This window comes from Streptomyces ficellus, from assembly GCF_030406405.1.
Lineage (GTDB): Bacteria > Actinomycetota > Actinomycetes > Streptomycetales > Streptomycetaceae > Streptomyces > Streptomyces ficellus_B.
This window is the reverse complement of the sequence record NZ_JAUEPL010000068.1, coordinates 1-11,350: the sequence shown is the minus strand read 5'-3', so window position 1 is coordinate 11,350 and position 11,350 is coordinate 1. Positions and strand designations below refer to the sequence as shown.

General features: G+C 73.1%; 5 protein-coding genes and 1 pseudogene. 5 read left to right on the top strand and 1 reads right to left on the bottom strand.

Annotated features, from left to right (window positions below; all coding sequences use genetic code 11):
• From QWM81_RS28730 to fxsT, 5 genes and pseudogenes are all read left to right on the top strand, one after another.
• Positions 1-137 (top strand): annotated as a pseudogene (locus QWM81_RS28730) (carbohydrate ABC transporter permease); the annotation flags it as partial.
• A gap of 32 nt (positions 138-169) precedes the next feature.
• Positions 170-3,427 (top strand): SAV_2336 N-terminal domain-related protein, encoded by a 3,258-nt coding sequence (locus tag QWM81_RS28725; protein ID WP_435372479.1) that lies wholly within the window; start codon positions 170-172, stop codon positions 3,425-3,427.
• A gap of 11 nt (positions 3,428-3,438) precedes the next feature.
• Entirely contained in the window at positions 3,439-3,597 is a 159-nt protein-coding gene (locus QWM81_RS28720; RefSeq protein ID WP_290115412.1) for a hypothetical protein, read from the top strand.
• Complete coding sequence (locus tag QWM81_RS28715; protein WP_290115411.1) at positions 3,594-4,820, top strand: FxsB family cyclophane-forming radical SAM/SPASM peptide maturase; 1,227 nt, start codon at positions 3,594-3,596, stop codon at positions 4,818-4,820. The genes QWM81_RS28720 and QWM81_RS28715 overlap by 4 nt, the downstream gene beginning before the upstream one ends.
• A 77-nt stretch (positions 4,821-4,897) precedes the next feature.
• Complete coding sequence (gene fxsT / locus QWM81_RS28710) at positions 4,898-7,864, top strand: FxSxx-COOH system tetratricopeptide repeat protein (protein WP_290115409.1); 2,967 nt, start codon at positions 4,898-4,900, stop codon at positions 7,862-7,864.
• Between the two features lie 96 nt (positions 7,865-7,960).
• On the opposite strand, the gene QWM81_RS28705 is transcribed toward fxsT, so the two are convergent.
• On the bottom strand, positions 7,961-11,320 hold the full coding sequence (locus tag QWM81_RS28705) for a multifunctional oxoglutarate decarboxylase/oxoglutarate dehydrogenase thiamine pyrophosphate-binding subunit/dihydrolipoyllysine-residue succinyltransferase subunit (RefSeq protein WP_290115407.1): 3,360 nt from the start codon (positions 11,318-11,320) through the stop codon (positions 7,961-7,963).
• Positions 11,321-11,350 lie beyond the last annotated feature (30 nt).

The following is an 11,350-nucleotide window of genomic DNA, read 5'->3' as shown; positions in this document are numbered from 1 at the left end:
CACGGGCCGGCCAGTACCTCGCGCTCCTCGGGTACCTGGCCTTCCTCGCCTTCCCCTTCCTCTGGCTGATCTCCACCGCGTTCAAACCGGCCCGTGAACTGGCATCCTGTCCGCCCCGGGCCGCACCGGCACGCCCGGCGCCCACGGCGTCGGCGACGCCCGCGTCTGGGTGCCCACCGCGGCCACCCTGCCGGACCCGCTCGCCCTGCAACGGGCGTTACGGCCGTTGCAGCGGTTCCAGGCGCCCCGCGCGCCCGCCCGCCGCGTACTGGACGAACGCGCCACCGCCGAGCGGGCGGCCGACACCGGGCTCACCGTGCCGGTGCTGCGCCGCGAACGCCGCCGCGAGGCCCGCGTACAGCTCCTCATGGACGTCTCGTCGTCCACCGTCGTCTGGCACCAGACGCTCGACGAGCTGCGCACCGTCTGCGAACGCGCCGGTGCCTTCCGGGACGTGAGCGTGCTCTATCTGCACGAGCACCCAGACGGCACCCCCGGCGTCACCACCACACCCACCAGGCCCGCCGCCCCGCTGCGCTCGCCCGCCCAGCTCGCCGACCCCACCGGACGCCGGCTGACCCTGCTGCTCAGCGACTGCGCGGGCCCCATGTGGCGCAACGGCGAGCTGCACCGGCTGCTGTACCGGTGGGCGGCGACCGCGCCCGTCGCGGTCGTGCAGCCGCTGCCCCAGCGCATGTGGCGCAACGCCCGGTTACCGGCCTGGCCCGGGGTGCTGCGCAGCCCCGAAGGGGCCGGGGGACGCCTGCGGTTCAGCACGCGCGGGCGCCCGCCGCGCGGGGCCGCCCCCGTTCCCGTACTGGCCCCCAACCGGATCGCCCTGGAGACCTGGGCCCGGCTCGTGTCGGCCACCGGCCAGTTGTCGCTGCCGGGCGCCGCCGGATGGGTCGGCGCCGGCCCGCCGCCCGCCCCGCCGGGCGCGGCAGCGCCGGGGGACATGCCCGCCGCCGACCGGGTACGGGCCTTCCGCCGCCACGCCTCGCCGTCCGCGGTGCGGCTCGCCGAGTACCTCTCCCTGGTGCCGCTGGTGCTGCCGGTGATGCAGCTCGTCCAGCGCGCCATGCTGGTCGGCAGCGGCCCCGACGTCCTCGCGGAGGTACTGCTCGGCGGGCTGCTCAGGCGCGCCGACGACGAGGGCGACGACGTGACCGAGCCCGCCTACGAGTTCCTGCCCGGCGTACGGGAAGAGCTGATGGCCCGCCAGGACGCGGGCGACGCCCACCTCGTACTGAAGAAGTGCTCGCAGTACCTGGAGCAGCGTTTCGGCACCGGGGTGCGCAACTTCCCCGCGATGGCCGCCGCCTACCTCGCGGGCACCGTGGAGCCCCAGGGCGCGGCCGGTGACGACCCGCGGCTGCGGCGCTTCGCGGTGGTCTCCACCCAGGTCCTGCGCCACTTCCTGACCCCGCCACCGGCCACCACGGGCGCGGCCGACCCCGCCGACCTGGCCGCCCGGGCCCGCGAGAGCCTGGCGCGGTTCCGCGCCCAGGGCACCGCCCGGGACCTCGACGCGGGCGTCCAGCTCCTGACCGACGCCGCGCGAGTGGCACCGGCCCGCGCCGAACAGGCCGCCCTGTACGCCGAGCTGGCCCACGCCCTGCTGGAACGCTGGGGCGCCCGCGCCCTGGGCGAGGACCTGCGCGACGCGCTCGCGGCGGCCGAGCGGGCGGTCCCCGACCAGCCGGGCGCGTACGGAACGCTGGCCCAGGTGCTCCGCCACATGGAGCGCCAGGTCCAGGCCGCCGGGGCGGGTAGCGACGCGGTGCCCGACCGCTTCCGCGAGGAGGCGGCACGCCGCCACCAGGGCGGTGACACCGACCCGCAGGCGCTGCGCTTCCTGCTGCTCGTGTACGCCGCCGAGTGCCTGGAGCGGCTGTCGGCCCCGGCGGGCGCGGCGGACGTCAACGCGGCCGTCGCCCACGTACGCGTACTCCAGCAGCTGGCGGTCGACTTCGCCGAGCAGGCGGTCCGGCTGCACCGGCCCGCGCCCGAGGGGCCGGAGCAGTGGTTCACCGCCACGCTCGTGCGCGCCATCGGGGTACTGGACGCGCAGGACGAGACCGGCCCCGCCGAGACCGTGCGCTACTTCCGGGGCGCGATGTTCCAGCGTCTCGCCCGCCACCACAGCCTCGGCCGCGCCGTCTCCGCCGACATCGTGCGGCAGTTGGCGCGCCAGGCGAGCGACGACCTGCTGTACGCGCTGCCCCGGCTGGAGGAGCAGGTGCGGCACGAGCCCGCGCCGCCGACGGGAGCCCTGCCGGCCTGGCAGCCGGGGCCCGCAAGCGTGTTCACGGGATGGATGGCGGCGGCCTCCGCCATCGAGCTCACCGGATTCGGCTGGGAGGCCGACGACGAGAACCTCCTACGCGTCCTGTCCACCCTCGCACGGGCGCGGGTGGCCGCCGAGCGCTTCCCCCGCTGGCCGGGCTGGGAGGAGGACATGGCCAACTGCCTCTACCGCATCGTGGGCGTCCGGCTGCGGCTGTCCCGGCCGGAAGGGGGGCGCGAACCCGTCGACGAGACCATCGCGATCCTCGAAGAGGCGATGCGGCTCTCCCCGTCCGGCACACCCCAGCACCGGCAGCTGCTCACCCGGTACGGGAACGCGCTGCTGCTGCGCCGGCCGAACACGGCGGAGGACGTGGAGACGGCGGTACGCATCTTCCGTGAGGCGGTCGACGCCGCCTCCGAGACGTCGGCCGAGCTTGCCACGTACCGTATCCAGCTCGGCCAGGCCCTCTTCCAGCGCTACGGCCTGCGCGGCGCGCTCACCGACCTGCACGAGGCCGACTGGATACTGGGTGCCGGGGCGCGCGGCATCGACGTACCCGACATCTCGGCCCTCGCCTGGCTGATCCGCGGCGACGTGGCCGTGGCGCTCAGCCGCGCGACGGGCGCGACCGTACGGCTGACCGAGGCGGCCGCCCACTACCGCCGCGCGGCCGAGGACGCGGTGGCGACGCGGGACACCGCCTTCGCCGCGACGGCGCTGAGCAAACGCGCCGGGTGCCTGGAGGAGACCGCGGGCCCCGCCCGCGCGCTCACCGAGTACCGCAAGGCCCTGAGGCTGCTGGAGGAGGACGACGACACCGCCGGCTCCACGGCCGCCCAGCAGCTCCGGCAGGACATCGCACGACTCGAAGCGCCGCCCGGGGGACGGCACGGAGAGTCGCCTGAAGCCCGGCCCGGCGAACGGCCGGACGCCCCGCCCGTGGGACGGTCCGACGCCCTGCCCGGGCAACAGCCCGCCGAACGCCCCGAAGCGTCGCCCGAAGCCCGGCCCGCCGAACCGCCGGACGCGCTGCCCGGAGGACGGCCCGGCGCCCTGCCCGACGCCCCGCCCGGGCAGCGGCCCGGCGCCGCGTCCGCCGAACCGCCGCGGACGCGGTCCGAGGCCGGTGAGGCATGACCGGGACCGGCGTGACGAGTGACATACCGCTGCCCGAATTCCCCGCGCTCGCCGAGCTCGCCGCGCAAGGCGGCGGGGCGACCGGGCACCCCGTGCTGGACGCGGTGCTGGCCGGGGTGCGGGAGCGGGCCGGGGAGACCGTCGTCGCCTACTACGACGACGCGCCATGACCGGCGCCACCACCGCGCCCCTGTGGCCGCACCGGTCGTTGGACACCTCGGGCCTGCGCCCCGTGCCGCTGCGGCAGTTCGTGCTGAAGGTGCACAGCCGCTGCAACCTCGCCTGCGCCTACTGCTACATCTACCGCGGCCCCGACAGCAGCTGGCGCGAGCGGCCGGTCCGGGTGGACGCCCGGACCATGCGGCAGACCGCCCGCCGTGTCGCCGAGCACGCCGCCGCGCACCGGCTCGACCGGGTCCGGATCGACCTGCACGGCGGTGAACCGCTGCTCGGCGGGCCCGAGCCGGTCCTCACGTACGCCCGTACGGTCCGCGACGCCCTGCCCGCCCACTGCACCGCGCGCGTCTGCGTCCAGACCAACGGCACGCTCCTCACCGAGCGCGCCCTGGACCGGCTGGCCGCCGCGGACATCCGGGTGGGGCTCAGCCTCGACGGCGGTACCGAGGCCCTCAACGCCCGCCGCGCCGACCACGCGGGCCGCCCCTCCTGGCCGGCCGCCGCCCGCGCGGCGCGAATCCTCGCGAGGCGGGGCGAGCAGTACGCCGGTGTGCTGTGCACGGTCGACGTCACCGCCCCGCCGGCCGAGGTGTACGCCTCCCTCGTCGCGCTCGGCGCACCCGCCATCGACCTGCTCCTGCCGCACGCCAACTGGGCGTCGCCGCCGCCCGCCGTCCCGCACGCGCACCCCGGCAGACGGCCCCGGCCGACCCCGTACGGCGACTGGCTCGCCGAGGTGTTCGACCTGTGGTGGCACGCCGACCGGATGGTCACCAAGGTCAGGATCTTCGGCGAGATCCTGACGCTGCTGCTGGGCGCCCCCAGCGCCACCGAGTCCGTGGGGCTCTCCCCGATGACCGCGGTGGTCATCGACACGGACGGCTCCATCGAGCAGGTCGACTCGCTCAAGTCCGCCTACCCCGGCGCCCCCGCCACCGGACTCGACGTCTTCCACGACAGCTTCGACCGGGCGCTGCGCCACCCCGGCATCGCCGCCCGCCAGCTCGGCCGGCGCGGCCTGGCCGCCGAGTGCCGGGCGTGCCCGCTGGTACGGGTGTGCGGCGGCGGCAACTACGCCCACCGGTACGCCCCGCACACCGGCTTCCTGCACCCCAGCGTCTACTGCGCCGACCTGGAACGCCTCGTACGGCATGTGGCGAACCGACTGTGTGAGATGGAAGACATTCGTCACTGTTCGCGAACCAGCCCTCACTGACAGGAAACTGACGCACAATCGAATGGCTTGTGTGCGAAACCTGACTCTTTCAGTTCTTCAGTGAGGGAGACCTCCGCATGACCGAAGACTCCGAGCACATCACGGTGGTCTTCGCCGGACAGAGCGAACGCTGGGCCGCGTGGGTCGAGGAGGAACTCCGGACCGCCGGCTTCGGCACCCGCCTGGTCCGCTGGGATCCGCTGCGCCGCCCGCCGGAGGGATCCGCCCTCACCGACCTGCTCGCCGCCCCCGGCTGCGTCCTGCTCATGCTGGACGACTGGTACCTGCGCTTCGACTCCGGACGCTACCGCGCCTGGGTCGACGTCCTGCGCGCCGTCCTGCCCGAGCACCGGGGACGGCTCGCCGCCCTGAGCGTCACCACCCGCCCGCTGCCCGAGCCCGTCCGGGCCCTGGACCCCGTGGAGCTGCGCGGGGTGGGGCGCGACGAGGCCAGGCGCCGGCTGCTCGGCCTGTTCGGTGTCACCGCGCCCAGGAGCGGCGGCGTGGAGCTGGGCCGCAGGCTGCGGTTCCCCGACGACCTGCCGCCCGTGTGGAACGTCCCCCGCCGCAACCGCGGCTTCACCGGCCGCCGCGAGTCCCTGGAGCGGCTGCACGCGATGCTGACCGCGCGGAGCGACGGCACGTCCATCGTCGCCGTGCACGGGCCGGCCGGCGTCGGCAAGACACAGCTCGCGATGGAGTACGCCCACCGGTACGCGGGCGAGTACGACATCGTCTGGTGGGTACGGGCCGCCACCAGCACCACCGCCCGGGAGAACCTCGCCGCCCTCGCCGGCCGCCTCCGCGTCGGGGACGGCGACGAACTCGGCCCGCTCATCGACGCCGTACACGCCGCCCTGCGGACCACCGGCAAACGCTGGCTGCTGGTCCTCGACGGCGCCGAGGACCACGAACGCCTCGCCGGCCTGCTGCCCGACGGGCCCGGCCATGTGCTGATCACCAGCCACCGCACCGCCTGGTCCGCCCATGGCGCCGACCTGCTCAAAATCCCCTGCTTCGACCGTGTGGAGAGCGTCGCCTACGCCTGCCGGCGCGCCGCCCGGCTCACCGAGCGGGAGGCCGACCGGCTCGCCGAGGCCCTGGAGGACCTGCCGCTGCTCATCGACCAGATGGCCGCCTGGCTGGACGCCCACCCGACGATCCCGGTGAGCCGGTACGTGGCGGAGATCCGCGACGGCAGCCCCAGCGTCTTCGGCGTCCTCGCCAACGGTGATGAGCCCCGGCCCTTCCAGGCCGTGTGGGCCATGGCCGTCAACACCCTGCACGAGGACGCCCCCGAGGCCCATGAACTGCTGAAACTGCTCGCCTACTTCTCGGCCGACGTCGTCCCCGTACGGCTCCTGCAGTCCGCGCGCTCCGCCGACCTGCCGCCGCACCTGGCCCGGATGGCCGCCGAGCCCAGCAGCTGGAACTCCGCCCTGCGCACCCTCTCGGAGTCCACCGCCATGTGGCTGGAGTACGAGACCGGGCCCCAGGCGGACACGCTCACCGTCGGCACCCTGCGCATGCACCGGCTCTTCCACCGTTTCGTACGCGAGAGCCTGCCGCCCGAGGACCGCGAGAACGCCTCCCGGACCGCCTGCCGCGTCCTGGTGGCCGCCGATCCCCGCGAGCCGACCCAGCCCCGGCACTGGGCCCGCTACGCCGAGCTGATCCCGCACCTGCGGCCGTCCGGCGCGCTGGAGTCGGAGGACGAGGACGTGCGGCGGCTCGTCCTCAACTGCGTGGAGTACCTCCGCATGCGCGGCGAGTACCGCGAGGGCTGGGCGATCAGCCGGGAAGCGCTCGCGCACTGGCGGGCCACCTCCGGGCCCACCGACCGCATGGTGCTCGTCGCCGCCCACCAGTACGCCAACATGCTGCGCAGGATGGGCCGTTACGCGGACGCCGAGGACGCCGGCCGCGCCGTCCTCAAGAGCCTGGCCGCCGCCGGAGCCGACGAGAGCGGCATCGAGACGCTGCGCGCGCTCAACGGCCTGGGCGGCACCCTGATGGCGCTCGCCAAGTACGACGAGGCCGGCGACCTGTACGAGCGGGCCGCCGGCGACGCCGCCCGGCTCCTCGGCGACCGCGTGCCCCTCACCCTGAGCCTGCGCACCAACCTCGCCACCGCCCTCGGCCTCCAGGGCCGCTACGAGGAATCCCTCGACCACCACCGCGCGGTCCTGCGGGCACGGGTCGCGGTGCTCGGGGGCAAGAACGCGCTCACGCTCCTCTCCGCCCTCAACACCGCCTGGATGCTGCGCCTGCTCGGCCGGTACGCGGAGGCGCTCGCCATCCAGGAGCAGAACACCCGGCTGCACCGACAGGTCCTCGACCGCGACCACTCCCAGAGCCTCCAGGCCGAGCACAACCTGGCGCTGTGCCTGCGGCGCGAAGGGGAGCTGGACGCCGCCCGCGCCCTGATGCGCTCGGTCCACGAGCGGCTGGTGCGCCGGCGCGGCCGCCACCACCCCGAGACGCTCCTCGTCGCCACCGACTACGGGATGCTGCTGCGCGGCGCCGGCGAGCTCGACGAGGCGCTCGACCTCGCCGAGACGACCGCCCGGCTGTACGTCACCCAGCTCGGCGACGCCCATCCGTACGCCATCGGGGCCCGCGACAACTGCGCCCTCATCCTGCGCGACATCGGCGAGCGGCGGGCGGCGCGCTCACTGGCGGAACAGACCCTGGAGCGGATGAACCAGGCGCTCGGACCGGGCCACCTGTGGAGCATCGGCTGCGCGATGAACACCGCGGGGACACGGGCGGCCACCGGCGACGTGCCCGGCGCGGTGGCGCTCGGCCGCGACGCCCTGGAGCGGGCCCGCCGGCGTGTGGGCGGCGACCACGTCCTGACCGTCAACGTCCAGGCCGGGCTGGCGCTGGACCTGCGGGCGGCGGGGGAGATGCGGGAGGCGGACCGGCTGGAGGCGGACGCCCTGCGGCGGCTCGCCGAGGCGCGCGGCGAGGACCATCCGCAGACCCGCTACATGCGCGAGGGCGTCCGCCCGTACTGGGACTTCGAACCCCAGCCGTACTAGGCCGTTGTAGTACGCCGGAGGGCCCGGCCCCCGCGATGGTGATCGCGAGTGCCGGGCCCTGCCGTGCGTACAGGCGCCTCCAAGGCCGGGCGCTGGTCAGGCGTCGAAGACCTCGTTGACCAGCTGGACCTGCTCGGCCTGGTGGCGCTTGGCCGAGCCGACCGCCGGGGACGAGCTGTGCGGCCGCGAGATGCGGCGCAGGCGCTCGGCCGGGGGCAGGTCGGCGCCGACCGCCAGGTCGAGGTGGTCGATCAGGTTGAGCGCGATGAACGGCCAGGCACCCTGGTTCGCCGGCTCCTCCTGGGCCCAGATGTACTTCTCGGCGTTCGGGTACTTGGCGATGTGCGCCTGGAGCTCGGCACCCGGCAGCGGGTACAGGCGCTCCAGCCGGATGATCGCCGTGTCCGTCACTCCCCGCTTCTTACGCTCGGCGTCCAGGTCGTAGTAGACCTTGCCGGTGCAGAAGACGACCTTGCGGACCGCGTTGGCGTCGACCGACTCGTCGCCGATCACCGGGCGGAAGCCGCCGGTGGTGAACTCCTCCGCCTTCGACGAGGCCGCCTTGAGGCGCAGCATCGACTTCGGCGTGAACACGACCAGCGGCTTGTGGTGCGGGTTGTGCACCTGCCACCGCAGGAGGTGGAAGTAGTTCGACGGCAGGGTCGGCATGGCGACCGTCATGTTGTTCTGGGCGCACAGCTGGAGGAAGCGCTCCGGGCGGGCCGAGGAGTGGTCCGGGCCCTGGCCCTCGTAGCCGTGCGGCAGCAGCAGCGTGACGCCGGAGGTCTGGCCCCACTTCTGCTCGGCCGAGGAGATGAACTCGTCCACGACCGTCTGCGCGCCGTTGACGAAGTCACCGAACTGCGCCTCCCACATGACGAGGGCGTCCGGGCGGGCCAGCGAGTAGCCGTACTCGAAGCCCATCGCCGCGTACTCGCTCAGCAGCGAGTCGTAGACGTTGTAGCGGGCCTGGTCCTCGGAGAGGTACTGCAGCGGCGTGTAGTCCTCGCCGGTCTCCTGGTCCACCAGCACCGCGTGGCGCTGGCCGAACGTGCCGCGGCGGGTGTCCTGGCCGGCGAGCCGGACCGGGGTGCCCTCCATCAGCAGCGAACCGATGGCCAGGGTCTCGCCCATGCCCCAGTCGATCGTGCCGTCCTCGACCGAGGCGGCGCGGCGCTGGAGCTGCGGCAGCAGGCGCGGGTGCACCTTGACGCGGTCGGGGATGTTGACCTGGGACTCGGCGATCCGCTTCACGATCTCCTGGGAGACCGCGGTGGTGACGGCGACCGGGAACTCGGCCCGGGCCTCGGGGCTGTGCGCCGGGGACGGGTGCGAGGTGGCCTCGCGGACCTCGGTGAACACCTTCTCCAGCTGGCCCTGGAAGTCCTGGAGCGCCTGCTCCGCCTCTTCCAGCGTGATGTCGCCACGGCCGATCAGCGACTCGGTGTAGAGCTTGCGCACCGAGCGCTTCTTGTCGATCAGGCTCACCATCTGCGGGTTGGTGAACTGCGGGTTGTCGCCCTCGTTGTGGCCGCGGCGGCGGTAGCAGATGAGGTCGATCACCACGTCCTTGTTGAACGTCTGGCGGAACTCGAAGGCCAAGCGCGCCACCCGGACGCACGCCTCCGGGTCGTCGCCGTTCACATGGAAGATCGGCGCCTCGATCATGCGGGCCACGTCGGTCGCGTACATCGACGAACGCGACGACTCCGGGGCGGCGGTGAAGCCGACCTGGTTGTTGATGACGATGTGGACCGTGCCACCGGTGCGGTAGCCGCGCAGCTGCGACATGTTGAGCGTCTCGGCGACGACACCCTGGCCGGCGAAGGCCGCGTCACCGTGGAGGGCGACGGGCAGGACGGTGAAGTCCGTGCCGCCCTTGTTGATGATGTCCTGCTTGGCGCGGACGATGCCTTCCAGGACCGGGTCGACCGCCTCCAGGTGCGAGGGGTTCGCGGCCAGCGAGACCTTGATCTGCTCGCCGTCCAGGCCGGTGAAGGTGCCCTCGGCGCCCAGGTGGTACTTCACGTCGCCGGAGCCGTGCATCGACTTCGGGTCGAGGTTGCCCTCGAACTCGCGGAAGATCTGCGCGTACGACTTGCCGACGATGTTCGCGAGCACGTTGAGGCGGCCGCGGTGGGCCATGCCGATGACGACCTCGTCGAGGCGCGACTCGGCCGCGGAGTCGATGACCGCGTCCAGCAGCGGGATGACCGACTCGCCGCCTTCCAGCGAGAACCGCTTCTGGCCGACGTACTTGGTCTGGAGGAACGTCTCGAACGCCTCGGCGGCGTTCAGCCGGCGCAGGATGCGCAGCTGCTCCTCGCGCTCCGGCTTGGAGTGCGGGCGCTCGACGCGGTCCTGGATCCACTTGCGCTGCTTGGGGTCCTGGATGTGCATGAACTCGATGCCGGTGGTGCGGCAGTACGAGTCGCGCAGCACGCCCAGAATGTCGCGCAGCTTCATCATGGACTTGCCGCCGAAGCCGCCGACCGCGAACTCCCGCTCCAGGTCCCAGAGCGTCAGCCCGTGCTCGGTGATGTCCAGGTCGGGGTGCTTGCGCTGGCGGTACTCCAGCGGGTCGGTGTCGGCCATGACATGGCCGCGGACCCGGTAGGAGTGGATCAGCTCGAAGACGCGGGCGGCCTTGGTGACGTCGTCGTCGTGCGAGGCGTCGATGTCCTTGAACCAGCGGACCGGCTCGTACGGGATGCGCAGCGACTCGAAGACGTCGTCGTAGAAACCGTCCTCGCCCAGGAGGAGGTTGGCGACGATCCGGAGGAACTCGCCCGACGCGGCACCCTGGATGACCCGGTGGTCGTACGTCGAGGTCAGCGTCATGACCTTGGAGATGCCCAGCTTGTTCAGGGTGTCCTGCGAGGTGCCCTGGAACTCGGCCGGGTAGTCCATCGAACCGACGCCCATGATGAGCGACTGACCGGGCATCAGGCGCGGCACCGAGTGGACGGTGCCCAGTCCGCCGGGGTTGGTCAGCGAGACGGTGACGCCGGTGAAGTCGTCCATCGTCAGCTTGTTGTTGCGGGCGCGGCGGACGATGTCCTCGTACGCCTGCCAGAACTCGAAGAAGCCGAGCGTCTCGGCCTTCTTGATGGCCGCGACCACCAGCTGGCGCTCACCGTTCGGCTTCACCAGGTCGATGGCGAGGCCGAGGTTGATGTGCGGCGGCTTGACCAGGACCGGCTTGCCGTCCTTCTCCGCGTAGGAGTAGTTCATGGCCGGCATGGCCTTGAGGGCCTGGACCATCGCGTACCCGATGAGGTGCGTGAAGGAGATCTTCCCGCCGCGGGCGCGCTTGAGGTGGTTGTTGATGACGATGCGGTTGTCGAACAGCAGCTTCAACGATCCACGCGAATCACTCCTGCTGTCGTTGGTCGGCGTGGCACGCGGCCGGGTGCGGACGGCGCGTTGCCACCAGTCGAATCTACCTGCGAGCACTGACAAGACCTGCCCACGGGCCTCTCGCGG

Bases quoted from the DNA above. Each gene is read 5' to 3' on its own strand.
- QWM81_RS28715 (WP_290115411.1), top strand. From the start codon at position 3,594: ATGACCGGCGCCACCACCGCGCCCCTGTGGCCGCACCGGTCGTTGGAC.
- fxsT (WP_290115409.1), top strand. From the start codon at position 4,898: ATGACCGAAGACTCCGAGCACATCACGGTGGTCTTCGCCGGACAGAGC.